This window comes from Microbacterium enclense (assembly GCF_001456955.1).
GTDB lineage: Bacteria > Actinomycetota > Actinomycetes > Actinomycetales > Microbacteriaceae > Microbacterium > Microbacterium enclense.
Genome location: NZ_KQ758469.1, coordinates 22667 through 49602, shown reverse-complemented (window position 1 = coordinate 49602; position 26936 = coordinate 22667). Strand labels below are relative to the sequence as shown.

Annotated in this window: 27 protein-coding genes and 1 pseudogene; 18 read left to right on the top strand and 10 right to left on the bottom strand. The window is 65.5% G+C overall.

What is annotated here, in order from left to right; all coding sequences use genetic code 11:
• Window positions 1–22: 22 nt before the first annotated feature.
• Window positions 23–1834 (bottom strand): hypothetical protein, encoded by a 1812-nt coding sequence (locus AS029_RS06105; protein WP_058231722.1) that lies wholly within the window; start codon window positions 1832–1834, stop codon window positions 23–25.
• Entirely contained in the window at window positions 1831–2910 is a 1080-nt protein-coding gene (locus AS029_RS06100; protein ID WP_139168040.1) for a hypothetical protein, read from the bottom strand. The genes AS029_RS06105 and AS029_RS06100 overlap by 4 nt, the downstream gene beginning before the upstream one ends.
• Before the next feature lie 138 nt (window positions 2911–3048).
• Here AS029_RS06100 and AS029_RS06095 point away from each other — a divergent pair, with 138 nt between their 5' ends.
• The 4 genes from AS029_RS06095 (at window position 3049) to AS029_RS06080 (ending at window position 5174) form a co-directional block, all read left to right on the top strand.
• The gene (locus tag AS029_RS06095) at window positions 3049–3543 is read left to right on the top strand and encodes a hypothetical protein (protein WP_139168039.1); all 495 of its coding nucleotides are present in this window, start codon (window positions 3049–3051) and stop codon (window positions 3541–3543) included.
• Window positions 3544–3670: 127 nt separating this feature from the next.
• A complete protein-coding gene (locus AS029_RS06090) occupies window positions 3671–4366 on the top strand; it encodes a GNAT family N-acetyltransferase (RefSeq protein WP_058231719.1) in 696 nt (231 codons plus the stop codon).
• Window positions 4367–4443: 77 nt separating this feature from the next.
• Entirely contained in the window at window positions 4444–4758 is a 315-nt protein-coding gene (locus AS029_RS06085; protein WP_058231718.1) for a hypothetical protein, read from the top strand.
• A 149-nt stretch (window positions 4759–4907) separates the two neighbouring features.
• Window positions 4908–5174, top strand: a complete 267-nt coding sequence (locus AS029_RS06080) for a helix-turn-helix transcriptional regulator (RefSeq protein WP_074615867.1) — start codon at window positions 4908–4910, stop codon at window positions 5172–5174.
• A 133-nt stretch (window positions 5175–5307) separates the two neighbouring features.
• Here AS029_RS06080 and AS029_RS18025 read toward each other — a convergent pair.
• Window positions 5308–5484 (bottom strand): annotated as a pseudogene (locus tag AS029_RS18025) (ATP-binding protein); the annotation flags it as partial.
• A gap of 179 nt (window positions 5485–5663) precedes the next feature.
• On the opposite strand from AS029_RS18025, the gene AS029_RS06075 reads away from it, so the two are divergent.
• The 4 genes from AS029_RS06075 to AS029_RS06055 all read left to right on the top strand — a co-directional run bounded on the left by AS029_RS06075 (window position 5664) and on the right by AS029_RS06055 (window position 8222).
• Window positions 5664–5921, top strand: a complete 258-nt coding sequence (locus tag AS029_RS06075; protein ID WP_058231716.1) for a hypothetical protein — start codon at window positions 5664–5666, stop codon at window positions 5919–5921.
• A 286-nt stretch (window positions 5922–6207) separates the two neighbouring features.
• The gene (locus AS029_RS06070) at window positions 6208–6621 is read left to right on the top strand and encodes a hypothetical protein (RefSeq protein WP_058231715.1); all 414 of its coding nucleotides are present in this window, start codon (window positions 6208–6210) and stop codon (window positions 6619–6621) included.
• 710 nt (window positions 6622–7331) lie between these two features.
• Entirely contained in the window at window positions 7332–7697 is a 366-nt protein-coding gene (locus AS029_RS06060; protein ID WP_139168038.1) for a hypothetical protein, read from the top strand.
• A gap of 153 nt (window positions 7698–7850) precedes the next feature.
• A complete protein-coding gene (locus AS029_RS06055) occupies window positions 7851–8222 on the top strand; it encodes a hypothetical protein (protein WP_058231712.1) in 372 nt (123 codons plus the stop codon).
• Window positions 8223–8500: 278 nt separating this feature from the next.
• On the opposite strand, the gene AS029_RS06050 is transcribed toward AS029_RS06055, so the two are convergent.
• Both AS029_RS06050 and AS029_RS06045 read right to left on the bottom strand, forming a co-directional pair.
• The gene (locus AS029_RS06050) at window positions 8501–9325 is read right to left on the bottom strand and encodes a GAF domain-containing protein (RefSeq protein ID WP_058231711.1); all 825 of its coding nucleotides are present in this window, start codon (window positions 9323–9325) and stop codon (window positions 8501–8503) included.
• Between the two features lie 132 nt (window positions 9326–9457).
• Window positions 9458–11140: a hypothetical protein gene (locus tag AS029_RS06045; protein WP_058231710.1), complete on the bottom strand. Its 1683-nt coding sequence runs from the start codon at window positions 11138–11140 to the stop codon at window positions 9458–9460.
• Window positions 11141–11351: 211 nt separating this feature from the next.
• Here AS029_RS06045 and AS029_RS06040 point away from each other — a divergent pair, with 211 nt between their 5' ends.
• The 4 genes from AS029_RS06040 (at window position 11352) to AS029_RS06025 (ending at window position 14262) form a co-directional block, all read left to right on the top strand.
• Window positions 11352–11924, top strand: a complete 573-nt coding sequence (locus AS029_RS06040; RefSeq protein WP_139168036.1) for a hypothetical protein — start codon at window positions 11352–11354, stop codon at window positions 11922–11924.
• A 10-nt stretch (window positions 11925–11934) separates the two neighbouring features.
• Entirely contained in the window at window positions 11935–12270 is a 336-nt protein-coding gene (locus AS029_RS06035) for a helix-turn-helix domain-containing protein (RefSeq protein WP_058231708.1), read from the top strand.
• Window positions 12271–12513: 243 nt separating this feature from the next.
• Complete coding sequence (locus AS029_RS06030) at window positions 12514–12756, top strand: hypothetical protein (RefSeq protein WP_058231707.1); 243 nt, start codon at window positions 12514–12516, stop codon at window positions 12754–12756.
• A 9-nt stretch (window positions 12757–12765) separates the two neighbouring features.
• The gene (locus AS029_RS06025; RefSeq protein ID WP_074615866.1) at window positions 12766–14262 is read left to right on the top strand and encodes a deoxyguanosinetriphosphate triphosphohydrolase family protein; all 1497 of its coding nucleotides are present in this window, start codon (window positions 12766–12768) and stop codon (window positions 14260–14262) included.
• 76 nt (window positions 14263–14338) lie between these two features.
• On the opposite strand, the gene AS029_RS06020 is transcribed toward AS029_RS06025, so the two are convergent.
• Together AS029_RS06020 and AS029_RS06015 are read right to left on the bottom strand one after the other, a co-directional pair.
• Window positions 14339–14830, bottom strand: coding sequence for an ASCH domain-containing protein (locus AS029_RS06020; RefSeq protein ID WP_058231705.1), 492 nt, complete (start codon window positions 14828–14830; stop codon window positions 14339–14341).
• Window positions 14827–17169 (bottom strand): GNAT family N-acetyltransferase, encoded by a 2343-nt coding sequence (locus AS029_RS06015; RefSeq protein ID WP_167345233.1) that lies wholly within the window; start codon window positions 17167–17169, stop codon window positions 14827–14829. Before AS029_RS06015 ends, AS029_RS06020 begins: the two co-directional genes overlap by 4 nt.
• A gap of 85 nt (window positions 17170–17254) precedes the next feature.
• Here AS029_RS06015 and AS029_RS06010 point away from each other — a divergent pair, with 85 nt between their 5' ends.
• Window positions 17255–18526 carry a hypothetical protein gene (locus AS029_RS06010; RefSeq protein ID WP_058232033.1) on the top strand — a complete coding sequence of 424 codons (1272 nt, stop codon included), beginning with the start codon at window positions 17255–17257 and terminating at the stop codon, window positions 18524–18526.
• Window positions 18523–19665, top strand: coding sequence for a hypothetical protein (locus tag AS029_RS06005; RefSeq protein WP_058231703.1), 1143 nt, complete (start codon window positions 18523–18525; stop codon window positions 19663–19665). Before AS029_RS06010 ends, AS029_RS06005 begins: the two co-directional genes overlap by 4 nt.
• A 243-nt stretch (window positions 19666–19908) precedes the next feature.
• Here the strand turns inward: AS029_RS06005 and AS029_RS17230 are convergent, their stop codons facing one another.
• Window positions 19909–20538, bottom strand: a complete 630-nt coding sequence (locus tag AS029_RS17230; protein WP_139168034.1) for a hypothetical protein — start codon at window positions 20536–20538, stop codon at window positions 19909–19911.
• A gap of 391 nt (window positions 20539–20929) precedes the next feature.
• Between AS029_RS17230 and AS029_RS17225 the strand changes: the two genes are divergently transcribed.
• The 4 genes from AS029_RS17225 to AS029_RS17765 all read left to right on the top strand — a co-directional run bounded on the left by AS029_RS17225 (window position 20930) and on the right by AS029_RS17765 (window position 25729).
• Window positions 20930–21847, top strand: a complete 918-nt coding sequence (locus tag AS029_RS17225; RefSeq protein WP_139168033.1) for a hypothetical protein — start codon at window positions 20930–20932, stop codon at window positions 21845–21847.
• The gene (locus AS029_RS05990) at window positions 21840–23144 is read left to right on the top strand and encodes a hypothetical protein (protein WP_058231700.1); all 1305 of its coding nucleotides are present in this window, start codon (window positions 21840–21842) and stop codon (window positions 23142–23144) included. Before AS029_RS17225 ends, AS029_RS05990 begins: the two co-directional genes overlap by 8 nt.
• A 260-nt stretch (window positions 23145–23404) precedes the next feature.
• On the top strand, window positions 23405–25204 hold the full coding sequence (locus tag AS029_RS16855) for an RNA-guided endonuclease InsQ/TnpB family protein (protein WP_167345232.1): 1800 nt from the start codon (window positions 23405–23407) through the stop codon (window positions 25202–25204).
• Between the two features lie 261 nt (window positions 25205–25465).
• Entirely contained in the window at window positions 25466–25729 is a 264-nt protein-coding gene (locus AS029_RS17765; protein WP_058231698.1) for a hypothetical protein, read from the top strand.
• Window positions 25730–25827: 98 nt separating this feature from the next.
• Here the strand turns inward: AS029_RS17765 and AS029_RS05975 are convergent, their stop codons facing one another.
• Together AS029_RS05975 and AS029_RS05970 are read right to left on the bottom strand one after the other, a co-directional pair.
• Window positions 25828–26037 carry a hypothetical protein gene (locus AS029_RS05975; RefSeq protein ID WP_058231697.1) on the bottom strand — a complete coding sequence of 70 codons (210 nt, stop codon included), beginning with the start codon at window positions 26035–26037 and terminating at the stop codon, window positions 25828–25830.
• A gap of 5 nt (window positions 26038–26042) precedes the next feature.
• The gene (locus AS029_RS05970) at window positions 26043–26858 is read right to left on the bottom strand and encodes an SDR family oxidoreductase (RefSeq protein WP_058231696.1); all 816 of its coding nucleotides are present in this window, start codon (window positions 26856–26858) and stop codon (window positions 26043–26045) included.
• Between the last annotated feature and the right edge of the window lie 78 nt (window positions 26859–26936).

Sequence of the window (26936 nt, the reverse complement as noted above, 5' to 3'; positions counted from 1 at the left end):
TTCGGTTCGGGGTCAGCGGGGGTTACGCCGCTCGCTTCTGGGGCGGCGCCTTCGCCTTTGCGGGCTTGTCCGCGCCGACTCGCCACACCGGTTCGGAGTACTTCCGTCGTGGCGAGCGAGGAGTCTTTGCTTTGGGCTTATGCTCCGAGACCAGCGCGTTTACGAGCATCCGAAGGTTGTGAGCGACCACCATCAGAGCCGAGGCTACGCCCTGATAGGCGACGCCTCGACCGGGGCGCTTCTGTGGGTCTTCGAGGTCCGTGAACCGAGAGCGCTTGATGCCTGAGTTGCTGGATTCGACCTGGTTCCGCTGTCCGTATGCCTTCTCCCACTCGGGGGTGCCCCACGGGTAGCGTTGAAGGTGCTTCACCACTTCGGCGTCGGGGGGTATGAGTACGGAGCCCCGTAGCTTGTTCTTCTCCTTCGGAGAGTCGATGGGCTTGTTGGTGGCGGGGTCGAAAGCGCGGTAGGTCTTGGGGTCGGGGTAGACGAAGCGCTGGTGCCCGTTCCTCTGCTCAGCGAAAAGGCTCCCGTGCCTTTTCATCTGGTAGACCTTGCGGTCTTCCAAGACTTTCTCGATTTCCGGCCACGTCCACAGCCGACCTGTGTCGGGGTTGAGCTCGCCGTTCTTGTACTGCGAGGTTGCATTGACAAGGAGTCGTGGGAGCCGGTCGACGTACGGCACCCCGTCGATGACGACGATGTCCTTTCCTGCGACGACTCCCTGCCGGCCGAACTGGTTTTCCTTGTAGTCGAAGCACATCTCCCAGTAGTCGATGCGCAGCGGCTGCTGGAAATTCTGCGACTCGCTGTTGTTGAACGCCCGGTCACCGCAGGCAATGCCACGTTGCGTGAAGAGGGCGCTGTGCTGACGCATCGCGCGGAGCGGGCCTTTCGTGATTTCGCTCGGACGGTGGATGGAAATGCCGGTGATGATGCGGGCGAAGGCGGGGTAGTCGACGTACCCGCGGGTATCCATCATCGAGATGAAATCGAGTTCGTGGGCAGGTTCGGGAGCGCCCTTACCGGGGCGTTCGTGGTGTCCGCGGTCGTAGGTGCCGGCGGTGAAGTCGACGTTGGTCAGCTTGCCTCCGCGACGGAGTGTTCTGCTCGCGGCAATGACTTTGGGGTGGTCGAGCGGAGTGCCTTTGCGTGCTTCGGTGAATGCGGCGCTGTGAACGGGGCCGAGTATTTTGATGCGGGTGGAGTCCAGGGCGACGTCGCCGCTGTACGCGTCGCGGTAGCGTTTCGGGAGCAGGGAGACGGAGGCGCTGACGAGCGACTGCATCACCCAGAGCAGGCGCCGTTCGCGTTCTTCGTCTTTCGCGTTGAGCGCGTCCATGGCCGCAGTGAGGGTTAGCTTCTGCTTCTTCGAAGTGCCGTAATACGGGTCGATGGCAGAGAGCAGACGCTGCTTCGCTCGCCAGTGGCGGTGGTACCACCGGGTCTTCTTCACTCTCTCCCAGTTGATGCCCAGGACCTCGAACTGCTCGGGGCTCATGCGGTAGGCGAGGGTGTTGCAGATCTCCTGGTACTGCGCTCCCTTCGTCCACAGGGCGCACAGGAGCTCCACGACGAGGACAGCGCGAAAGGAGATCAGGGCTTTCCGGCCAGCCTTGTTCTTGCGCGTCTCAAGTGCCCACGCTTCCAGCTCGGGGACGACGCCGGAGCGGTCGATGAGGGCGACGACGGCGTTGAACATCCCCATCGGGAGGGGACCGGTGACGGCCAGCGCGTTATCCCAGTCGTCCCACCCGACGCCGACGAGCTTCTTCATCTCGGCGTCGAAGCGTTCGGCGAGGTCAGCCGGGTCTTTCGGCAGGTCCCACTTCACGGCTGGTCCGCCTGACGGAGGAACCGCACGTATTGGTCTTCGTCGACGTCGTCCACCTGGTCGAGGAATTGCGCGAGCTTGTCGAACTTGCGCGTCCCGCCCGCACGGAAGACGGCCTTGATGAGCGCGACCTCCCGAAGCAGCGTGAGCTGCCACGTCTCTCGCAAGCGCGTCGACGCCGGCGGGATGCCGATGGTGGTCTGTGTGAAGGCGGACAAAAGGCTGTGCGGCCGCGTCTTGTTCGGCGGGCCCCACAGTGTGGTGTGCGCCTCGGGAACCCGCTCCAGGAGCACTTCCATCCACTCGTCCCACTCGGCGAGGAGCGGGATGTCTCGGGGCTGGGTGCTCTGCACGTGGACGACGTAGCCCCCACCGGGGAGGGTTTCGATGTGCTCGGCTTTCAGCCCGTCGAAGTCGATGGAGCGGAGCCCTGCACCGGCGCACAGGGTGAGCATGAGCATCGCCCGGTACTGCTTCAATTCCGTGCGCTGCCACCCGGCCCACCGGCGGAACTCCGCCATCTCCGCAGCGGCGTACGGTTCGATGGTGCTGGCGGTGGCGCGGATGCGTTCGCGCGGCTCACCGTTCTCCTCCGGCTGCAGGACCTGGGCCATGCGCATAAGCCACGCCCGATAGTTCCTCCGGGTGTCGGGTCCGAGGGGGAGGCTCTTATCGGCGAGGTAGAGGTCGATGCCGTAGCGCGACCAGATGGACTCCGCGTCCAGGTTCCAGCCCTTGCTGACGCACCACGCCACGTACTGGGTGGCTCGACCGATGAGGACGTCCGCGGTGTACGGCGTGAGGGGCGCCGCAAGTGCGACCGAGTCCCGCACGAACGGGCCGATGCGCTCCCAGGTTTCGGCGTCGACTCGGCGCGGGACGAAGCCGTCGATGTAGTTCGTCACGGCAGGCGGGAGCGTCGACCACGCGCATGCGCGCAGGATGGGCACGAGCTTCCGGGGCGGCTCGCGCTGCTTTCCGAGGTGCGGAATGAGCACGAAGCGGTGGTGCGAGGCATGGGCGGTGTCGCCCCATCGCAGGACCTTCGGGACAGTGTCAGGGTGAGTTTGTGGCACCTCACTCCTATGCAGTCAGACCGACTGATGCATGCGGTGCATAATTCGCACGCTGAAACCACCTTGTCCGCAAGCACTGAGCATCAACTGCCTGGCGCACCGTTCGAGCGGCCCGCGGCGCTTTGATAGCGTCTGCACGTGGTTCGTACTGTCGCTGGCGAAGGCTTCGCGTTCATCCCGCGGTCGTTGGTAGCCGAGCCGGCTGCCTTCGGATCCACCCCCGGCGCGCTTGAGCCTGCAGCGGGTGTGGATCCCGCCTCCGAGCGGTACCGCGCGGCCATGGTGCAGCACGTGTTGTGCGCGAGCGTCCGGGCGGAGCTGCTCCGGACATCCCAGGGAGCGCCCGCGCAGTATGTCGAGAACACGCGGGGTAAGGCGCTGGGTGTCGACCGGACGCGGCGGATTTTTCGCGGGGTGACCATGGCGCAGTTCGCCGATTTTGCGTTCTGGACCAGTCGCTTCCCGTCGGTCGCACGGGAGGTTACCGAGTACATGGCCAAGTGGGCGCCGGGTGTCCGCGATGCGTTTCGTCCCGTCGGTGAGGACGTGCCCGCCACGGTCCCGCTAGTTTCTGCCGTGCCGCCGATACAGCGGTCTGTTATCAGGCGCACGCCACAGAATCCGTACGGGTGACACTCCATCACCACCGGGCACCTCCGCGTGTCGCTCCAGGCCGCTCACGCTAGTCCTGGTATAGGTGGATTTCTAGGGTGGCTTCCAGGAAATCCTGACCGTTCGCGCCGAGTGCGAGACTTCCCGTGTGAGAGAAGCATTCGACGTTCGGACCCTGGACAGCGCGCAGGCCACCCATGAAGCGGCGGGCGTGTTGGACGAGATCTGGCGCGGGGACCGCGGAGCCATGCCGGCGAACGTTCTCCGTGCCCTCGAGCATGCTGGCAACTACGTCGTCGGTGTCTACTACGACGACCGCATCATCGGGGCCGCGGTGGCGTTCTTCGGGCCGCCGGAGTCCCGCTCGCTTCACTCGCACATCGCGGGTGTGCTCCCAGAGTTCCAGGGTCGCGGCGTCGGTCGCCTGCTGAAAGAGCATCAGCGTCGGTGGGCGCTCGAGCGGGGTGCGGAAGTGATCACCTGGACCTTCGATCCCCTCGTCGCCCGCAACGCCCACTTCAACATGAACGTGCTCGGCGCGGAGGTCGCGGAATACCTCGTCGACCATTACGGGGCGATGGCGGATGGGCTCAATCGCGGCGACGCAAGCGACCGCCTCCTCGCGCGATGGGTTATGGCGGAGGGTCGCGGGGAGCGTGCGAACCCTGAACTGATCCGCGCTCGAGTTGCTGTGCCTCTCGACATCGCCCGGGTTCGGGCGGAGGCGCCAGCGGAAGCGGCGCGATGGCGAAGGCAAGTCCGCAGTGACTTCTTGGCCCACCTGGACGCGGGGCTCCGAGTCGTCGGTTTCGACAGCGGGGCGTACCTCTTCGACAGGCCGTGACCTTGACGAGCTCAGCCGACCGCGTTACATCGAGCGCTCCAGACATGGCGCTTCCGTGAGCCGCGCATGCACCGGTCATGCACGACTACTGGACGTCCACGGCCCTGCTCTTCCATCGCAAGCGCGAAGAACTGAGCGACGACGAACGCGCCTCCCTCAGGTTCTACATTGCCCTCATTGACGACATGGACGGCCTCACCCCGAACTCGGCTCCCCGTCGATGGTGTGCAGCCGCGCGCGCGGTCGAGGAGTTCACGCGCGAACACGGTCGCCTCCCCGCGCCGACGGATCCGGGTCCCCTCCACGCCTGGGTCGAGCTGCAGCGCACGGCCGTACTCAACGCCTTCCAAAGGGACCGGCTCCGCGCGATCCGCGGCTGGAGCGATGTCTAAAGACGCGGAGACGGAGCCGACGTAGAACGTAGGCCGGGAATCATGGACGGCGAGCCTACCTTCGCTGCGTGGACGGACCCGCCGTCCCTTCGATGGAATCCCGGTATACATGGTAGACATGGGCCGTTGCCCGCTCCGACCATATACAAGTGGTGTGGAGTCGGCTTGAGGCCCAGCAATTCGGAGCCCGAGTGCGACAGTTGCGGACCCAGAGCGATCTGACCCAGGAGCAGCTCGCGCAACTGGTGGGGCTCACGCAGAACCACGTGCAGCTGCTCGAAGCGGGCCGCAACAGCTCCAAGGCAGATGGACCGGCTTCCAACCCCAGGATGACGACGGTCTACCGGATAGCGGACGCTTTCGGTCTCACTCCGCACGACCTCCTCCCCGCCGGCTCGGCTACCCCTGAGGAGTAGACGCGCGCAGACTCGCCGCCCGCACCTCGCCTCCTTCCAGCGGGTTCTGCTCGGCCTCCACGCGCAGACCGGCCGTTGCAGACGCCCGGGAGTCGTCCAGGGCCGACCTCGGATGCGGTTGCCTCCCCGCTATCTACCGTGGTCGTCCCCGCTGGATTCCACGCCCTGAGGGCAGGAACACTCGAAAGACCGTCCATCCGTCCACCGTGGCCGGTTCGATGGTGCCTCTATGGGCCTCGGCGATGCCGCGGGCGATGCTCAACCCCAGCCCGGTGCCCCCGCTCGCCCGCGCCGGATCCAGCCGCGTGAAACGCTGTCCGTGGCGGGAGTTGCCGCAGGATAGGTGGCGTGCTGCTCATCCTCCGACTCATCCCCCTCGTCTACGGGGTGCCCCCGTGCTCGGGTTGCTCCGCAACGCTCGCGGCACGTGGTCAATGGGATCTCAGTGGTTCATCGTCCCGGGCCGTCGTGCAATGCCAGAGTGGGGTCATGAAGAGACCGGATCCCGTCGTTGCCGAGCCCGACGAGGCGGACATCGACCGCATCAAGGCAATCCTGCGTCGGGTGGGAGGGCCCATGGTGACATGGGGCGCGGTCGACGTCTTGAACGTCTGGGTGGTCGAGCAGCGCGCAGCTCTGGACCGGGAGATGTCGGAGCGGCTCAGTCGGGCGTCGTGGGCGCTCGTTGTCGCGACCATCGGTCTGGTGGTGTGTACTGCGGGCTTGATCTGGGCCACCCTGATCTGAGCGCCGACTCCTCACGTGAGCGAGTTGATGGGGATGCCGCGGAAGGTGACCACCACGGGCTGCCGCTCCTCCTCGTCGGTGAGGGGGAGGACCCGTCCTCGCATGCCCACACGCGCTGCTCCCCGGCGAAGGTGCGCATGCCAGGCTGGCTGACGAGGTGCAAGGTGTGGCCGCGACACATCTTGGTGGGGGTCATGGCGCGGAGGCTACACCGCCCGGGTCGAGGTCTCAGGGGCTGCCCCGGTGGCGCGGATCCCGCCCGCGCGCTCACCGCTACCGTCGAGTCATGGTCATGACGAAGGATCAGCAGGTCAGGAAAGTCGTCGCAGGGTTGGCGCTGGGTGTGCTCGCCAACGGTGTCGGTGGCGTCACCAGCGGCAAGACGGCGCTCGAGTTCGCTTTCCACCACGCATGGGATCAGTGGGGATGGGCATCGAGGTTCCCGGCCATCGGCGGTCACGACCCCGGCAACATGTTCTGGATCGGAATGGGGCGTTCCGCGAGCAGGCAGGGCGGGTACGGGGCGTGGGAGTCCGGCCGGATGGTGGTCCCCTACGTCAAGATCACGTCGTGGACGGTGGACGAAGCACTGGAGGCGCACGCCGAGTCCGACACGGACGGCGTCCCCACCGAGGCATGGGTCGAACTCGGCCGGCTGTTCGTCGAGTACTTCGAGCCCCAGGAGGTCGACCATTCCTGACGGAGAAGCGCTGTCGGGGCGCTCCGACGGCTTCGCCTACGACTACCGCATGCACTGTGCGTGCGGACGGGGCCCCACCCTCCCCTCGGGTGAATACGCGCGCCTGGCGACCAGGGGCGCTCGCATCCCCTGCGAGCATTGCGGTCGCAGCATCCACTTCGGTCCCGCCGTGACCGCATTGCGCGATAACAGCGACCCCGCCCTGGACGACAAGGCAGTGGGAAGTCTGGCCTGGTACCACACGAGTACCTGGGCGGATTGGCCCTCACCCGGGTTCGGCCGAACGCTAGAGGCGCAGCTGTCGGACGCCCGGGCTCTGGTCGGGGTGACGCCGGAGGAGTGGCTGGCGATGTTCGCCGGGAAGGCGCTCCACGTGGGGACCTACGAGGCTGCCATCGAGAACATGCTGCGGCGGATGAGCGACCAAGGCGACGCCGAATCGGCGTTCTATCTGCACCGGGTCGCCCTCGATCTTCCACCCGGAACTGTCATCGACGGCTACCGGGACGAGAATCACGAGACCGCCGCCGACATCTCCGTCGAAGAGATCCGCGCGCACGGGCTGATGGCGGTGCGATACCTCAACGTCCGTGAGGCGCCTGGAACCCTCTCCCTGGCGGTGCAGCCGAGCGCGATCATGTCCGTCCAGTCGCTGAAGCCCCGTTGCCGACCTCGCCGGAACCGTGACCGCTCGCGCCCAGGCCCTCGCCGTGGTACTCGATTCCGCCATCGAGGCAGAGGCGGCGGCCCGCGCGCTGGCGCCGGTGAACCATCACGAGCTCCGCATGTGCCAGCTGGGGCGACCGGGCCCGGACGGTTCAGCTCGCCGGTTCTCGGAGGCGCAAAGGGCGAGGTGGGATGCACGCGACGCGCTAGAGGATCAACTGGCCTCGGACCACCTCGAGGGTGTGTCGGACGTGGTGTCGGAGACCTTCCGCGACGCGCTCAGCAGCCGCCGGTACGACGATGCCCGCCACCGTGCACGTGATTTCGCCGCCTTCGCAGCAGTGCTCACGCGAGCAGGCGAGGTGGCCGCGCTGGTCGGCGCGCTCGAGCCCCGCCCGGCCGCGCACTGACAGTCGCCGCGGCAGACTGCTTGTTCCGCCGGTCGGTATCGGCAGCCTCCCATTGCTGAACCGGATTCGAAAGAGTCACAATCCATATGTAGGTGGTCGCGCAGGTGCTTCCGGACGGTCGTGTCACGCGCTTTTCACGTTCGAGGGAGAGCTATGTCAGAGCCGCTCAGCCCGTGGGCCGAGATTGTGGGCCCGTGCTTCACTGTGGCGTCCTTCGCTCGTGCGACCGGGATGATCGAGAAGGATGTGCGCGCTGCGGCAGCCGACCTGTCGATCCTGGCGCTGACCACGCTCGACGGGGTGCAGATCCTTCCGAGCTTTCAAGTGCGGGACGGGAGGATCGTTCCGCGGCTTCGTCCCATCCTTGAGACGCTTCGCGGCGGAATCGATGACCCGTGGACGTGGGCGCAATGGCTGAACATCGATATGCCGGACAAGGACCGCCACATCGACGAGATATGGGCTGGCGAGTTCACGCTTACTCTGACGGAGGCTCGGCACACGGCCTGGGCGTGGGCGCAGTGACGGGCGCCCTCCATGCGGAGCGCGTCCAAGCGTTTTAGCGCCGCACCTTCCCAGTCCGCCACGTCGCGACGAGCTGTCGCGCGCGAGGGCCCCCAGCGTGTGATTGCCTGGTTCTGGTCAGCGTGCGAACAGAGCCTTGAATGCGCCGCTTCGCCGCTGCGCTTTTCGATCCGCACGGATCTGCTTCGTGCGGCCGACGGACGTCTGCGCGAGGCGCTCCGCTCGGAGCTCTTGGCGCGCGCGGACCGCGTCGTTCGACAACTGAATTGTGTTGACCGTCATGGCGCCTCCGTTCCGCCTCTATTCTGCCGCCCGCGGCGCTCTGCCGCCAGGTAGAAAGCAATCGCATTCGCATAGATCTCCAGCGCGGGACCGTCCCGCTCGTCGAGATCCGACGCGCGAGTCGAATCCACCGTCAACATGCCGAAGGCTTCCGATGTTGCCCGAATGGGCACGGCGATGAACGTCGCGTACGGGCGCGTGGTGTCACCAAATTCCTGGTCGGACATCACGGAGGTGTCAGCGACGTAGTGGAAGGGCTTCGGCGACTCGAAGCGAGCCAGAGCCGTCGAGCCGCGTGTGTCCTCGCCTGCGTCGAACGGCCGTGGGGCGGCATGGTCTCGCCCTCGGGGCGGATACCGGGTGTTCATTGTGAGCGCTGTACGCGCGGAGTTGATGTCGTAGAAGAGGACCCGCACCCGTTTGTTGGCGGAGAAGTAGTTCGCCCACACGTGGTCGAGAGCCTCGTTGATCCAGTTTTCCGCCATAGCCACGCGGTCGGCGCGGTTGCTGAGTTCCAAGTCGGCGGCATCCTGGAGAACGACCGTGCCAAACTGCGCGGCGGTCGCCTCGCGACCGTCCAGCACCTCGTCCCGTCGACGGCTACGCCACTCGATGGTGCCTTTCAGCGCGAGCGGCGAAACAGCGAGCGTAACAATGACGAGCGCGAACACCTGCGTCGGTAGGTGGCCGTTGGCTCCTGTGAAGATGATTCCACCGAAGAGGGTGCCGACCCATATCAGCATCTCCGCGAAGGGCGTGTATGCGACGGCGACCACGAAGTCACCTGCCGCCCCGACCCCGGTACGGACGGCGTTCAGCACCCAGCTCCACCCAGCGGACAAAGCGGCTTGGGGCGAAGGCACCTTTGTATCTTCTCAGTACCGGCCAACCTCGAGACGCGGCCGCTTTGCTCAAGGTCGTGACCGAATGGACGAGAGAGGTAGGCGCTCCCCCTAGCTCGGCACGTCGCCAGGTCGCCCCGCACTGATGGACACCCGATTGCTCTCCCCGGGTCGGAGCGTCAGACGGCCGTCCGCGCGGTCGAGCTGGACGGAGATGAAGATGCGGCGCGACTGAGCGGCGAGCTCCCAGGCCACTCCGTCCAATTCCACCATGATGGGCTGCACCATCGTGAGGCTGCGCGGACGCTCATCCCAGCTCTCGAAGTAGTCCGCCCCCTCGGTCACATCCACGGCACTGAACGTGCCCTCCACCGTCTCGCCTTCGAGAAGCCGGGCGGTGAACAGCAGTGCGTGCACCTCGGCCCGTAGCAGCTCCGCTGCAGCGGGGATCCGGACTCGTGTCGTCGTGAAGCGCTGGATGGAGTTCAAGGCGGCGACCAGCGGCGCCGTATGGGCTGCGTCGGCCGACACCTCGTTCGGCCCGAACTCGAAACCGCCCGCCAATGCGGGGCCGCCTCGCACGCCGACTTCCAAGCTGGCGCCTGGGAGGGCAGCAACCAGCTCCAACCCGGGCAGTACCAGCGCGGGGTCAGCACCGGGCGCCATGTCCGTGGACAGTTTGATGGAGTCACTACGACCGGGAGCGCCGTAGAAGAACTTCACGCTCACGCTCGGTCCCGCCTGCACCTGCAACCACCGCCCCGGCCCGGCAATCCCTGCGGAACCGACCGAGCTGGTCACTGGGACCGCCAACTCTGTGACGCCATCTCGGATCAGCCTGAGCTCCAGCGGCGGTAGGTCGTCATCTTCGGACGGGAACATCGTCCAGGACATGGCTGTCTGCCCGACAGGCAGTCCGCTCCCGGGGGGCCCAGAGCTCGCCACCACGGTGGCCTTGCCGTCCTCGAGCGGAGCGCCGTAGTGGAAGAACATCTCCAGCGCCGAGCGCTCCTCATCCGTCGACGCCGTCATGTTGAAGGTGCCCGTAATCGGTCGGAGGGTGGCAGAGGCGGGGGAGCGCGCGATGATGTGCGTCACCCGGTAGTGGTCATCGTCGATCTGCTCCAGGACGGATTCAACAATCCCAGGGCGACTTGCCGACCGAAGTGACTCTTCCTGAGAGATGTCGGCGAGGTTGCCCGTTCGCATCTCGATCTCGTAGCGGTAGAACGGATCCACCTCATCGAGTGCCTTACTGAGGGAGGATGCCCGTTCTTGTATGGACGCGAGCAGTGGTTCGCCCTCGGTGTCCTCCAGTGGACGGCCGCCAGAGAACGCGAGCGCCATCAGCTCATGCCACTTCTGCCCTCCGTCGCCGAAGAAGTACTCAGCGAGGCGCGGGTTCTCCGCCGCCCACCCATCCATCTGCGCTCGACCGATCCAGGACGTCTCAAATTCGACACCGTCCGTCAGTTCGGCTAGCCAGGAGAGGTTCTCGCGCGTGGGCTCCAGAGGGAGCACCAGCTTCCACGAGCGCACCCTGTTCAGAGGTGCGCTCTGCTTGAAACGGAGCCAAGACTCCTCGATCTGACGCTTCTCGGAGTGCTGGAGGTTCCGGGCGAAACGTTTGACTTGGTAGATCTCCCATCCCTCAGCGGTGGGAATCTGTACGTCAATTCCTCCATCGCCCCGAGACGGACGGATCTGGTTGCCCACCCCGGCTCTCAGAAGCAGGTACGCGGCTGCAAAGTCCTCGATGCGCTCGCCCGGCTCCCGCTCCCAGTTGATGGTCATGAGCGCACCTTACCCACCTCCAGGGCGCGAGGGATTCCGCTGGGGAGCGGGTCTGCCCGCCGCCTCGACCACTCGGACGTGAGACCGCAAGCCAGAGGCCCGGGGGGTCGTGTCGGGATGGGTGCGGGGGTCTTGATTCGGAGGGTCATCGCGTGGACCATCTATATATGGTTACAACGAGGCGGACCCGCCAGAGGCACGCGGTTTCGTGATGACCGCCAACGGTGGGCGCTCCCGGCGGATTGTCGATCTGACGCCGGAGGATGCCGCGCTGGTGGGCTGGGTGGGTGACAGCTACCCGGCAGCACTCGCGCCGCTGATCTCACGGCTCATGCACTCGGGCATCTCGACACTGGACGTGAACCAGGGGTGGTGGCCTCTGGTGATGAAGCTCGACGCCGAGATCGCCTTCATCGCGCCCGCGTATCGGGTGTCCCGGCTCGGCGAAGACCTCGGGGTGCTCGACTTCGCGGTGCACCCCGGCGACATCGAGGAGGACATCGAGGAGATGATCTCCGCCGCCCAGTCGGAGTCCACCCGTACGTGTGAGATTTGTGCGGACAGGGCTTGGCCGTACCGGCAGGAGGACTGGCTGATTACGCTCTGCGTCGACCATGCCAGAAGTCGCGGTGCCCGCCCCGCCAAAACCGATGCGGACATCGCCGAGGCTGTGCCGCGTGTCACCGATAGGGAGATGACGTTCGCGATCTCAGCGGGGGTGCCCGCATCCGCATTCACCGCACAGCGACAACGCGGCGTACCTCCACGCATCGGCCGGGGCTGACGACGCGAAGATGTCCACGTGGCTGACGAGTACCGCGGTGGCCCGCCTGTTGTCGCTCCGTGTCGCCGAGGTCGACGAATTGCGTAAGCGAGGGGAGTTGTGCGCGGGGCGCAGGCGCAACGGTCGGTACGTGTACCCGCGTTGGCAGCTCGACGAGCAGAACAGGCCCCTGCGAGGCCTCGCCGTCGTGCTCGCCGCGCTCGGCGACGACGATCCCGTCAGCATCGGCAATCTGATGACCGCGCCCGATGAAGAGCTCGACGGGCTGTCCGCTGCGCAGTGGCTGGCTGCGGGACGCGACCCCGACCGTGCCGCAGCTTCCCTCCGCGAAGCCGAGATGTTCTGAGGTGGTGGTCGGCTGTGGGGTGGTGACAACCTTCAGTAACGTCAGCCCGTTCGCATCTGTTTTATTTTCTGAACTAGAACGCCACGTTGTCGTCGCTGCAAACCGATGTCGTCCGTCAGCGGTAGTCTTTTTTTAGAAACGACGTAGATCCCACGTCCGTCTGTTGCAGCCGCCCCTCAGGGCAGACGCCGCTGCCGCGTACAAGGAATGTGGGAACGAGTAGTAGTCACCGAAAGAGGAGTCATGCCCGACGCAATCGAGTACATGCCTTACGACAAGCGCATCGCACGACTCGAGGAGATCGCGCAGCGCATCGTGGAGTTGCTCCGGAAGCACACCCGTCCGGTGGAGCTCACCGTCTTCCTCCAGGAGGTCGCGCAGACCCTGCGCCTGGCGATGTCCCAGGTGAAGTACGGGCTGACGTACGCCAAGTCCTCCGGTCGCGTGACGGTCGACTCGGCCGCCATGGTCGCGCTCGTTCCCTAACTCCGCTGCATGGAGCATCTGGCGGAGTTAGGACTGACGCGTGATGCGTCGGGTTCGCTCATCGTCGAGAGTCAACGAGCTCAGCGGCACGGCCGTGAAGCTGCGCCACGGGAGCGTGTCGGAGACGGCCGGACGGAGACGGAACGCGACCGCGGACGGATCGCCTACTCCCCCTATCTAAGACGCCTTGCTGGTGTCACCCAGGTCATCTCGCCAGACCTCACTGCTTCGCGGATGCACAGCCGTGCCTCGCATACGCACAAGGTCGCGCTCGTCGCGCGCGAGCTCGCCGAAGCCATCTCGCGCCGCGCGTTGAGCGATGAGGGTGTCGCGCGCGCCATCGCAGCTCACGGTGGCCTAGACGTTCCCGCGTGCGAGGCGGCCGGCCTTGCGCACGACCTCGGCCACCCGCCGTTCGGTCACGCGGGCGAGCAGGTGTTGGACCGACTGCTCCGCAAGGGCGGCGTCACCGACGGGTTCGAGGGCAACGCGCAGACATTCCGTATCGTGACGCTGCTTGACGACGAGCGAATCGACCGTCGAGGCATGGACCTCACGAACGTGACTCTCAACGCCATCCTGAAATACCCGTTCCGTCGGCCCACCCAGGACGCCGATGACTTCAGCACCAAGAAGTTCGGCGTGTACAGCTCCGACGTGGCGGCTTTCGAACGAGCGCGGACTGCGATGTTCAGCGATGACCCAGCCTCCCGGAGGCAGTCGCTGGAGGCATCCATCATGGACCTCGCAGACGACATCGCCTACGCCATCCACGACCTGGAGGACTTCGCCGCGGCGGGGGCCATCGACATGACACGGGTGCTGTCGGATCTGAATGACGCGCTGAACGCCGTTCGATCCGGGCCGAAAGCCTTCGAAGAGTCGCCGGCAACAGACCCGTTCACCGCAGAGACGACGCGGTTGCGGGACTATGAGGGGCTGTTCAGCGACTCGGATTACGTTCTCGCGCTCACCAATACGCGCACGCTGTTCACCGAGACGTTCAGCGCGAAGTCGGAACTCGACGGCGTCGTCCTCGCTCAGTTGAAGCAGCTCCTGAGCGACCGAATCACCAGCTTCTTCAAGAACCTCGTCATCTCGGACACCCCCGACTACGACGACGGTCCTGCAGTGCGGCTAGATAAGACCGACTGGCACAACATGCAGGCGCTGAAAGTCATTACGCGGCGGTACCTCATCGCGACCCCGCGCATGGGAACGATTCAGCGTGCTCAGACGAGAACCATCGAGCGGTTGTTCCGCGGTCTGACGAGTTGGATGCGCTCCGCGCCCGACATCACATCCCTGCCCACCGGGCTGCAGGAAACGCTGGTCCTGAGCGACGTCAGGCCCCCCAAGAAGCCCGTGAAGAAACTCTCCGAGGCGCAACTGCGGGCGGTGGCAGACTACATCTGCACCATGTCGGACGCTGAGGCGGCTCTTCGCGCCGACTGGTTCTCCGGCCGCGTCATTCCGGGCATGGCCGCAGACGTCGCCACGATCTGACAGGCCCACAGCCGAACCCCCTGTCCCGCGGGGTCGGGTGGGAGGCACCCCCAGGCTCGGCGACTCCCCGTTCGATTCACCGCCAGCGAGCGGAAGCCGCCCGGAACGGAGCTCCGGCGCTGGTAGTCGGCGACTGCAAGATGCGCTCGGACGGCCGCATCGTGTGCAGTTCCGCCACCATCGCGTCAGTGAGGTACCGGAAGCTCTGTGGGGGTTCGAGTCGCAGCTTCTCGCGCATCTCTTGGAGCGGGATCTTGGCCCCCCACCGGTTCGGGCGGCTGACCCAAAGCATCGCGGCCTCGTCGCGACCCGCCAAGTAGTGCGTGAGCGCATCCTCAGCGATCTCGATCTGGTGGTGGTGGTCGCGCCACACGATGTCGGGCGCGGCGCGCGTAATCTGGTCGAGTCGAAGCGTGCCGACGAGGGCCCGCACGGGGGAGCTCGCATAAATGAAGACGGATGTCCCCGGTGCGGCAGAGGGGAAGCGACGTCGGACTTCGGCCTTCTTGGTCCCCGCGAGGAGGGCATCGGCGTAGACCGGCTTGACCGACAGCAGAACCGCCGTCATGCGAGATGTCCGTCCCAAGCGACGATGTCGTCGAACATCGCGGGTGGTACCTGACGGAAGCTGAGGAAGGGGGGCTTCACTGAGTGCCTCTCTAAGACGGTGTCGAGGGCCGCAGCGCCCAGGGGGGTCGGGAGGATCGCTGTGTCCTCGAACCGTAGGACGGTCACGAGACCGTCCTTGCCCGCTGCCGCGTCCACGTCTCGACGCCTGTAGACGCCGAGGTGTGAGCTCGCGTCATGGGCTTGCTCGGGGGATAGGCGCTGTGCGCCGCGGGAACGGGAGTGGGCGACCATGCGCCTCAGGACGTCGGTGTCATCCGCCGTCGCGTACCAGAGTATCCGGGAGCCTTCGGGAGGCAATGCCCTGTTCGCCGCGCTGAAGTACGCATGCTCACGTGAGAGCCCCAGCCCGCGCTTCCGGTCGGACCAGAGCGCGTCGTCCTGCAGGCCGAAGAGGCGTTTCGCGTAACGAGGGCGGATGGGTGCTACGAACGTCGGGATGCCTTCGGACAGGAGCGTCAACGGCCAGAAGCGCCGCTCGAGGTCTGCGGCAGGCAGACCGGCCGTCGACGGGAAGGACGATTCGACGTCTTCCCGCGTCCGCGCGGACGCAATCAGCGTCGCGACCGGCGCGGCACCCCCGACGTCAAACCCATCTCTTCTCAAGGCTTCCACGCTCACCATGTTGAGGGAGGGGTCGGACACCGTCGTCTGGGTCACGCCGCTCTCGAGCGCTCGCTCCCGGAGGTGTCGCGCGAGTTGCAAGGCCGTGGTGCCAGCGGCGTCCCCGCGGCGGACCCTGAAGATGTTTGCGGTCAGCTGCGGCCCGTCGACGCGGTCGCTGAGCAGCGCCCAGGGTCGGTTCGTCCCGTCGACGAGGACACGGGTGCGCGAGGGGTTCTGGGCGAAGCATGCGCGTAAGGACCGGGTGAGGGAGGCGCCCGACTCCCCGCACTCATGGCTGATGAAGGCGTCGACGAGTAGACCCTCGGGAACGTCCGTAGCGGGTAGCCACTCCAAGGCTGGTGTGGCCAGCAGCCGCGGACGGTAGCTAGGCCCGTTCAGTTGGTCGAGCATGCGGATGACCAATTCGTGGGGACGTATCACCTGGAGCATGCTGTCGGAGCCGAGCGCGCTAGTTGCGACTCGCAGGAAGTTCTCATCGTTTGTGACGAAGAAGGATGCGCCCGCTGTGAGTGCGTCGGCGAGGTGGCAGAGGTCATCAGTGAGTGAGGGGTCGGCTTTGAGGGCAGCGGCCCCTACGCTCGCGCGTAGCCTCTCCAGCGTCGCTCCGTTCTCAGCGCCTGACCATCGGAGCCGGAGTAGTTCCTGGGAGAGGTTCATCTGGCGGACGCGTTCAGCTTCGTCCTGGATGCGGTTCAGCTCGATGTCCACGTGGGAGGAGACAGCCGGTGTGATGGCAGTCTGTAGCCACCCGGCCAGCAGGCCTAGGGACGCGCCGCGGTCGGGACGATCCACGTGCGGCGAGGCATACAGGTCCGAGACCACGTTGGTGTCGTAGACGACGAGGGGCAAGCCGCCGGTGAGCGCCGCGTCTTCGAGAAGGTCCGGGGCGCCGAGCGCGCGCCACCATATAGAGAGGGTCGACCCCTGGACGGCTCGGCCGGCGCGTTCAGCGCGCGGTGCCATCCCTAGCGCCTCCCAGAAACGGTCGATGCCGGTGTAGTCGCGGCGGCAGTGGGCGACGATTCCTGAGGCACCCGGGTTGTGTTGCATGACGCTCTCCACCAGCTGCTTACCGACTCCAAGGCGTCGGGCGGTGTCAGCGACGCACACGTGGACGAGCTTGATCTGCCCGCGGCGCGACCGGTCGTAGAGGCAGTAACCTACGAGCTGACCACCGGCGTGCGCGACCGCGAGTGTCCCCCGGCGTACTCTGTCGGCGAACGCCGAATCCGGAAGGAACCCGAGAGCGGCCCGGTGCGATTTGGCGAGAGCGAGCAACGCTTTCCACTCGTTCTTCGAGAGCGCAGCGGACAGGTGCGTCAGCGTCACGGGGTGAGCGGGCATATCCGATATCGTCTCGCTCGTTCGGGAAGCGTCGTCGAGGACCCGCGGGAAGGAGCTTGATTGCCTCGCCGGCTCCGAGCCGTCCTTCGCATGTAACGCGGAATGGTGTCGGCCGAACGATGGACGCGAACGTATGCACGGTCCTTGCTTCACCCCGCGTCCGTACCCGTCCGTGAAACGGTCAAGGATTTCCCGGACGGTGAGCTCCTGCCGGATTCGATTGTCGAACCAGCAGGTGCGCGCTTCTCGGAGGGCTACGTGTCGGGCTGTGGGTGAGAGGGTGAGGGCGTGGTCGGTCGCGAGGTCCATGTCATCTCCATGCGCGATTGAACCGTCTAGTCGTGGCGTCCCTATCCAGGACAGCCAGTAGTCTCCGGCTAAGAAGGAGACAATGATGGACAATTTCACCGAGGGACTGCGCTGCCAAGACGTCACAGCAGGCTTGCGCAATCTGCACCCCATGGACGCTTCACTCGCTGCTTTGAGCGAAACACAGCGGGTCGGCATGGCAGCCGGCGTCGCGGCTTTGATTCGCGGTCAAGACGTCGTCGAAGACGCCAGCAACTTACGAACCATCGTGGCTGAGCAGCTCGATGTGCCGGCGGTCGCCTTCAACTCAGTCATTGACACACTCGAGCAGGCACAGCTGGTCACTGACGTCAAGCGCGCAGGTCAGCGCGTTGTGTCCTTCAGTGAGAAGGTCCCCTTTTACTCCGACCTGTACACGCGACTGGGCGGAGCGTGGCGGGAGGCCGCGCCCTCAGGGCTGGAGCAGCAGGTTCTCCTTCTCGTCGACTCTTTGGCCAAGTCTCCCATTGCCAGAGATGATCTCGTCGACCGAGTTGGCTTGGATTCCGGCGACTTGGATACCGTTCTCGAAGTCACGACGGAGTCGCAACTGGTTCAGAGGATTTCGTTGGGTAGCGACGAAGTATTGTATTCTCCGTTCTTCGGTTTTGAGCAGCCGGCCTACGTTGCTGAAGTGGTTCGTAACCACGGCGCGGGGGAACTTGCCGACGCCTTTGAAATGGTGCGGGGGGAGCAGGGTCTCTCTCTGGCGCGAGGCGGTGAGGTTATCGCAGACGCGGTGAAAAGGGGGCTACTGATGGCGCCTTCTGTTGAGCTGCCGAACGGGTCCAACGAGTCATTCGCCGTTTTGCCTTACAGCCTCGATCTCCGACTTCTCCGCGAGCGGAAGCCAGTGATGGACAAGGCGCTGGCTGTCATTGCGTGTTTGCGGACCGCGCAGCATCACGGTGGGTACTCGAACCTGACCGCGCCCGCTCTCGTCAATGCCATCGACAAGCTGTTGCGCGAAGGGCGGCTGAACCCCCATAGCTCCCACGAGCGGCAGTACCGCACGCTCAACCGTGCCGGCTTGTTGCGATTCGGCCCAGACACCATGCCTGGCGGTAAGTGGGTGGTCCCGATCCTGATTGACACGCCTGACAACAGGGAAGCACTGACCCTAGCGCGGGATCTCATTACCCATGGTGAGAGCATGATCGCTAGGCAGGGAACGCCGAGCACACTGCAGATGCTGGATGGTAGCGACCCGTACTCGTCACCCATACAGACGGTCCACCGGATGCGGCAGAAACGGCATCTGACCGATAAGAAGTGGCAAAGCGCCATCGACAAGATGATGGGACATGGAAGCGCATGACCGAACTGGACCTCGGACAGAAGGTCGCCGCGCGTCGTCTGTTGTGGCGAATGGGATTCTCCACTCGTGTAGATGTCGTACTGCGCGCTGCCGAGCACGCGCATCCCGGGCAGGGAAAAGGCAGCCCTGAGGCGTACACAGACTTGGACGTCCTTGGGGTCGCCGTCACACCATCCGGTCACGTGCAGACCGCCATCGTCGATTGCAAGACGGGTAAGGCCAGCGTCATCAGCCGGATGTTTTGGGTACGTGGGGTGAAGGAGTTTTTCGACGCCGATGCTGCCTACATGGTGCGGGATCGCGCCATCAGCCCAGATGCTAACCAGCTCGCTGCGCGTCTCGGTATTTCCGCGTTCACAGAACGAGACGTAGAAGGTCTAGAGCGACTCCTGCCGACGGTACTACCCGTCGATACTGCCCCATTGTCTGGGCTGTTCCTCGAGCAGACGGTCGCGAGGTCCATGGGAAGGTTCGCCGCTATGGATCGCCGGCTGGGCCCGATACTGGACTACCGGCAGTTCGGCTACTGGGTTCAACCGGAGCATCGAAGCCTTGTAGTCATGCCAGATACTCTGCTCGCACTGAAAGACGTACTTCAGTCTGGAAACCCTAATCATGTCGGCCTCATAATCGACTGCGCCTGGCTCTACACTCTTTCGCTCGCGCGCGCCATCGCTAACCTACGCGCTACGCACATATCCGACCTCTCCTACGGGCTCAGCGAGTACCTTCTGGGCGGCGCTACCCAACTGAAGCAGCAGAAAGACATGGCCGACCTGCTGAGGGACTTGCAAGCCGCTGGAGAGGTGCCGGCTAAGGCGACCATATCTGTCGACCCGAGGTTTTTTGGACCGCTACTTGAACTCGTCACCCGTCTTATGCGGCGGGGAACACTTCTGACGGATGCATTGCGCATCCTCGAATTCCAGTCAGCGTCGGCCATGCTGGGGGAGAGGCAGCCTGCTTCTGAGGCGTTCAGAGGGGTGTTCGACAAGACGGCAGCCAAGCTCGCTGCGGACGTTGCAGACTTCCTCGTCACCGCGGCCGACTTGAACCCGAAATTTGCGGCAGTCATCCGCGAGGTCCTGACTTACTCGTCTGTTCCAGAAGCGTCCCCCCAAGACGGCAAGTCCTCATAGGAGTCCCCGGGGATAAGAAGCGCTGCCTTGAGGCCCGCCGACGACTGACAGGCCAACGCGGGCCGCTTTGATGAGGCGCGGAGGCGAGGCACTCACCTCATCGGTTGATCCCGCCGAGGTGGCAGATAGGTTTGCGCGTGTTGCGAGGTCTTCGGAGTATCGAAGGACGCAGACGAGACACACGTTGCCTACCGAAATGTCGGTACTCGCCGGGCGCTAGACGACGCTGAGACGAGATGCTACTCATGGACCGGGCTTCTCCTCCCAGCGCTCTGGGGAGGTGGAGGTCTTGTCGTAGTGAAGCCGGCGCAGAAGGGCGGGCCCGGCTATTCGGTCTAAGCCGAACGTCTCATCGAAGTCGGAGCGCAGCCAGGTGCTTTCGGAGTACACGTACTGACGAAGCGCGAGCGGCGGCTCGCTCGCCAATCCGGAGTCCACCCACTCCTTCGCCAGACGCCGTTGTGTCCGGGAGAGGGCGTTCCTCAATCGTGTCTGCGCCCAAGACGCCGCTTGGACGACGCCTGTAAGTGTCAGGCCAGCTTCGACGATCTCAAGCATGAGTGGGAGAACGCCCCCGCCGCGGCCGAGTGCGTCGACGTGCAGGGTCTCACCGTCCGCGACGGCGGCGGCCTCGGCGAGCGTCACATGCGGGGTGATCCAGCCCAACCACGTGGCCGTTCCCGAAGGGTTCGGCCAGACGAGGTTGTAGTCGTTCCCGTGCGGCGGCTCGCCGAAAGAGCGTCTGAGGGCTGCGTCGAACGGCTCGTCCGGTCGGCCTTGCACGACGGTTGTGACCGGTGGTCGCAGTGGGTCGGGTTGCGCACTGAAGTGCTGGGTGACCTCGACTCGAACGCGTTGCGGGATGCTTTTCACCCGCGCAGGCTATCGCTCTCAAAGCCAGGTGCGCAGTGGGACGAGGACCGGTGTGCATGTGAGTGGCGAAAGTCGCTTCTCAAGGAGCGCCGCACATCCTTCAGCATGGCGGCGACGCCCTCGGAGACCTTCTCGGGGAACGGCAGGGCAGTTGAGCCTGCTCGCCTGGACACGGGTCAGTTGCGGATGCCGACGAAGATGCCGTCGAGGAAGGCGACAACTCCAGCGACGGTGTTCTGCATTCGGGGTGAACCACCGGGCGTCGGGCCCGCGGTGCGGCTTCGCGCGCAACATTCAGTGGTGGCCGGTGTCTGGCGTGTCCGCACTACGCATCGCCGAGTTTCTACGTCCTGGGTCTGTCGAGGGGCCGCACCCGTCTGACTCTTCCAGAATGACATTCTGGGGACGAGTGGTCGATGGGGGCGGAATGCGAAATCGCTGGGCACATTTGAAGCTGACGCGGGCTTGGTGGCTCTTCTCAGAGCTTCACGGACGGGTCGATCTCTGGAATGCGACCAGCGCTTTCCGAGCGCCTCTGCGGCTAGCCGCGAACCGGACGACGCTCGAGTTCCTCGTGCCCTCACAGATTCACGTGCCGCTCGATGAATGGGCCCTGCTCGCTGGCGACGCCGTACACAACGCTCGTTCCGCCCTGGACGCGCTGGTTTGGGGCTTCGCCACCGCCAACGGGCGAGAACCAGGAACCCCGCATCGAGTGAGCTTCCCGGTGACTGCCAACCGGACCGCATGGAGGTCCGCTGCAAAGGCACTCGACAGTGTGCCCGCCGAGGTCCTCGAGCGGATTGAGGCTGTGCAGCCTTGGAATGACAATCTCCCGTCCGACCACGCGAGCTGGCTTGAGGTGGCCACGCGGCTGGACAACGACGACAAACATCGTGGCGCAATGGTAGCGATGCCGGTGCAGGAGTCGTTCGACCTCGATGGTATGAGCGTCCGTCTCGGTGAGCCCACCGAGCTTGGTGCGTTCATGCACATCTTCGAGAACGGCCTGGATGGGTCCACCACCCCTGGAACGCCCTTCGCGCGTTTCAGCTTCGGCGCTGTGATCTTGGAGGGATCCGTCCTCCCTGAGACAGCCGTCCTGCCGCTGGCGCCGGGTATGACCTTCCGCGGCTCTCCTGTGGCCACAATGTCGCTGCAACAAGAGATGCTCTCCGCTCTGACAGGCATCTGCGAATGGGTCGAAACCGGAGAGGAGCCGACCAGCGCGACCATCTTGCCCGAAAGCTACGACCCCGATCCCAGCAATTTCGATTCGACACCTGCGGAAGGGACCACCAGTGAGTGAAGCGCTCGGGGGAAGGCACTCCGTTCTCGACGTCGTCGAGAACGCCCTGGGGGAGCGCGGCGACCGGGTGTCCTGGGAGAAGCTCGCCAAGGGACAGATCGACGACCTCCGGGACCGATTACTAGAGTTCAGCATTGCTGACGCAGACTCAGGCGCACCAGAGGGCACCTATCTCGTGGGTGGCACGGTCTCCCGTTACTGGGAGGATCCCCTGATGAGGCGAGAGCTGAGCGATGCGCTCCTGTACTACCCACAGCTCCTCGTCTTGGACCCGTACGCCGACTTCTTCGCAGATCTCTCGGTATTGCCAGCGATGCGCGACATTCGCTATACAAAGAACGGTCGAGAGATTATGCGGCTGAGCACGGGCGCTTCCATTTGGGCGACCGGTGATTCTGCTCAGCGGCTGGCAGACGCCCCCGACGAATTGCGCTCTCGGCTCGCAACCATCACTCGAAACCTCTACGAACTGGAGCGCCCCATCAGAGCGGGTGTCATCGTGCTACGGAATCAGTGGGAGGTGATGCGCAAGAACAGGAGATCCTTGGAGGCCGCTGTGCGGCACGACGTGCGCTCGACGGCAATGCAAGCCACTATGTCCGCCCTTCAGGACCAGGACGCCCGGCTGCCCTTGTGGGACCACCTCCGCGGATTCCACATCACTGGGAGCGGCACCATCCACCACGCAGACGCGGTATGGCAGTACCAACACTTCTTCTTCCATCTTGCGAAGACGCTCGCGGTCGCAGACTCGGCCGGCGCGACCTATGCGCCCACCTGGAACGAAGACTTGGCGCTCCTGAAAGCGAAGGTTGCGGACTCTCCGACCGGCGGATACCCGCCTCAGGTTCTAAAAGAAGTCTCTCGCTTCCTCGTCCCCAGTCCCGAAACCTCGATACGTGAAGCGGCAAGAATTCGGGAGTCGTCTGCAGACTTCGAGGATTGGCGGGTGAAGTTGCGCACGCTCGCCCGCGACGCGCGCGCAGACAATGCCGCCGAATTACGCGAACGCGTAGAGGATGCGTTCCGTCCCGACATTCGCCGGATTGAGCGCGAACTTAGCGGACGACACACGCGAGCGGGGAAGGAAGCGTTCACCGACTTCGTCATCCTGGGGTCGGTCGGGGGGCTCGGCGCCGCTGTCACAGCGAATGGAGACCCCACACCCATCGCTGTGGCTGGGGCCGCCGCCGCCGCTACGGGCGTCATCGACTGGATCCGCAAGGCGTACCGGAAGCCTCACCTCGCTGGAGCCGACGCCGTGCTCGGCGCGCTCGTACCCGACAGGCCGCGATAGCAGAGCTGTCCGGGCTGTTTGGCGTCGTCGCCCCACTGGACGTCGCCACTGGTGCATCCCCCGCAGTCAGCTCACCGCGCCCATGGTCCGTGGAACCCGCGGGCCTCCGTGCGGGGCAGTCTGGTTGCGCAAAGGAGCTTGGGTAGGCCGCTGCTCCGTGCCACCTGGCGAAGGTGGGGTGGCCGTGCACCGCGCGGAGAAGGGCTCCGCGACGTCTAAGTGATTTCATGAAATCGGGCGCAGCCGCGTACATGGTTCGTATGTCGAGCCAGACCGCGCATGAGCCGGGGGTGACCCCCACGCTTCCCGCCGGCTATGACCATGGCACGACACGCGCGTACCGCCACTGCAAGCCTGCGTGCGCGGACTGCCGGGCTGCGAACGCGGCGGCCGCTGCTGAACGTCGCAGCGCACGGTTGGCCGCGGGCATGCCCGACGACGCCCATGAGAAGGCAAGCGGGTACACCTTCTGGAACTGTCGCTGCCGACGGTGCAAGAAGGCCTGGCGCTCCTCGTCAGCGGACCTGAAGCGCACACCGAGGGTCAAGCCGAGTCTCGCCGACATGCCCGCGGAAGAACACGGGACGCCGCGCGGGCACCGGTACTGGGGATGCAAGTGCACCAACTGTGCAGCAGTCGGCACCGCCCTCCGAGCTGAGTTGGTCGTGCGACGCCGAGCTTCGGCGGACGGACCGTCCTCGATCCGGCGCTACCGGTACCGCATCCACCCGGAGCCTGCCGCCCAAGCGGCACTGCGTCGTGTCTTCGGATCGTGCCGCTTCGTCTACAACTCATACATCGCGCTCGCGCGCACCCGGTTCGAGGCCGGGGAGAAGCACCCCTCGGGGTTCGAGGCGACAAAAGCGCTGGTGACCGGGGCTCGGAAGGCTGAAGCGACGGCCTGGCTGGGCGAGGTCGCCCACACCGTCCTATCAGCGTCCGTGCACGACGCTGCGGACGCCTACACCCGCTTCTTCGACTCAGCGGCCGGTCGCATCGCGGGCCGACGCATCGGACGCCCCCAGTTCAAGTCGCGCCGCACTGCTCGGCAGGCCGCGCGCTATCCGGAGAACTCGTTCACGATCCGCGGAGGCTGGCAGAACTCCCGAGGAGGCGGTGGGCGACTGCACCTGGCGAACATCGACCAGGACATCCGAGTCAACTGGCATCGCGAGCTTCCCGGATACCCGTCTGCCGTCACCATCACGGCGGATGCCGATGGGACGTTCTGGGCGTCATTCATCGTCCGCGTGCCCCAGGCTCCGGCGAAGACGCCGACCCGTCAGCCCCGCACGGCTGGGGTGGATGTCGGCCTCAACGACTACGCGGCCATCGCCTACTCGGATGGAATCCGCGAGAAGATCGCGAACCCCAGATACTTCCGCGCAGCTGAGGACACGCTCCGACGTGCGGATAAAGCACTGGCTCGCAAGCAGCCAGGAAGTAACAACTACGCGGAAGCGAAGCGGGCCCGCGCCCGCGCTCACCGTCGCGTAGCCAATCTCCGTCAGAACCATGCTCGGCAACTTGCCTCGAAACTCAGCCGTGAAAACCAAGCGGTCGTTATCGAGACCTTGAATGTCGCGGGTATGGCGAAGACGAAACTCGGTAAGAGCGTCAACGATGCTGGCTGGGCACAGTTCGTTTCATACCTCGACGAGGCGTGCACGCGCAAAGGCGTGTCGCTCACACGAGTACCGCGCTTCTATCCGTCATCGCAGATCTGCTCGAGCTGTGGGACGAACGGCGGGCGGAAGGCCCTCGCTGTCCGAACGTGGGAGTGCGACTCCTGTGGGACGAAACTCGACCGCGACTACAACGCGGCCGTGAACATCCTTGCCGCGGGGCCCGCGGTCAATGCCTGTGGACGGGACGTGAGACTCCAGCTCGCTGGAGCAGGCCCGGGCGAAGCAGGAAGCCACCGATCCGAGGTGCGCGCAAGCGCATCTCGCAGGCGGAAGCGTGCAAGCCGACCGAAGGTCGGAAGGGACGTGCAGGCAAGTTCAGACCCGCGGAATCACAGCGATCTGCGGGACGTCGTGGAAAACGGTGCGGCCTAACGTGGAAAACGTTGGAAGCCCGCTTCTGCGACCCCTTGTCTCGTATGGGATCGGGGAAAAACTGAACATCCCTGCCCGCCCGGCCATCAGGGGCGGGGTCTCGGACGACAGCTGAAGGAGCATCAGCGGGCCTGGGCTGTGGAGCGCGGTGTCGATCACATCACCTGAACGTTCGATCCACTCGTCGCCCGCAACGCGTTCTTCAACCTGACGACGCTGGGCGCCCGGGCGACGGAGTACCTCGTCGACCACTACGGGGCGATGGCGGATGCCGTGAACCGCGGCGACGAGTCCGATCGCCTCCTCGTCACGTGGGCGCTCGCCGAGCCGCCGACGTCGATTCCGCCGGATGCCGAGATCGTCGCGGTCGTTGCCGTGCCCGACGACGTCGAAGTCCTCCGCCGCAGCGACCCGGCGGCCGCAGCCGCATGGCGCCGACGCCTGCGCGACGCCCTGCGCGAGCACCTGGCATCCGGTCACCGCATCGGTGGCTTCGATCGCCGGGGTTATCTCATCGTGCGCTGAGGTCTCCGGTCATCGCCCGCTGAATGAGATGGAGCCGCGGTTTCGGCCGGCCGGGCGCAACGCCCACGCCACCGCCGCACCGAACGACGCGCGCGCCGTCACTTCTCGCTGAGAGGCACGTCCTCTTCAGCGGCCGGGTCGCCCTGGCCCGGGCCCGGACGCACCGCGGCGTCGTCGCGCACGTCGATGCGGGTGACGCCGTCGTGGTGACTCACGTCGAAACGCGGAGCGGCATCCTCTTCGGTCGCTTTCGGGGCCGACGTCAACTGGTCGTGACGGTTCTCTTCGAAGCTCTTGTCGTCGCTCATCCTGCTCACTCCTTCTCGCCGGCCGACCGCCAGGCGTCCGACTCCATGTGCGAACCCGCCTGCGGGCCCATCTGCAGCATTCCGCCGTCAACGACCCAGCTGGCGCCGGTGACATAGGAGCCCGACGGCGAGGCGAGGAAGCGGATGACGTCGGCGATCTCCTCCGGCTTGCCGGGACGACCGAGGGGGATGCCGGGACGATGGATGCGATCGGCGTCCTCGGCCGACATGTCGTTGATGGGGGTGGCGATCTCGCCCGGGGCGACGGCGTTCGCCGTGATGCCGTACTGGCCCAGCTCGAGGGCCATGGTCTTGATCAGCCCGCCGACGCCGTGCTTGGCCGCGACGTAGGGGGCGGAGCCGACCCGGGGCTGGTGCTCGTGCACGCTCGAGACGACGATGAGGCGGCCGCCGTTGCCGGCCGCCACCATCCGCTTCGCCGCGGTGTGCAGCGCGAGGAACGCGCCGTCGAGGTTGAGCGAGATGTCGGTGCGCCAGGTGTCGAAGTCGAGGTCGAGGAACGAGCCGCCGATGCCGCCGCCGGCGTTGTTGACGAACACGTCGAGACCGCCGAGCTCATCGGCCATGGCGTTCACGGCATCCGGGACCTTGTCGAACTCGGTGGCGTCGAACTGCGCGACGATGGCGCGGGCTCCGCGGGAGCGCACGTCGTCGGCGACCTTCTCGGCGCCGTCCTTGTCGGAGTGGTAGGTGATCGCGACGTCGATCCCGGCGTCGGCGAGGGCGAGGGCGGTGGCCGCACCGATGCCCGAGTCGGAGCCGGTGACAATCGCGTGGCGGGGGGTGAAGTCGTCGCTCATGCGCCCGACGGTACGCGCGCGCGGCGCCGGTTCCCGCGGCCTTGCCACGGCCGGGTGCGGGCGTTACGGTCACGGGCC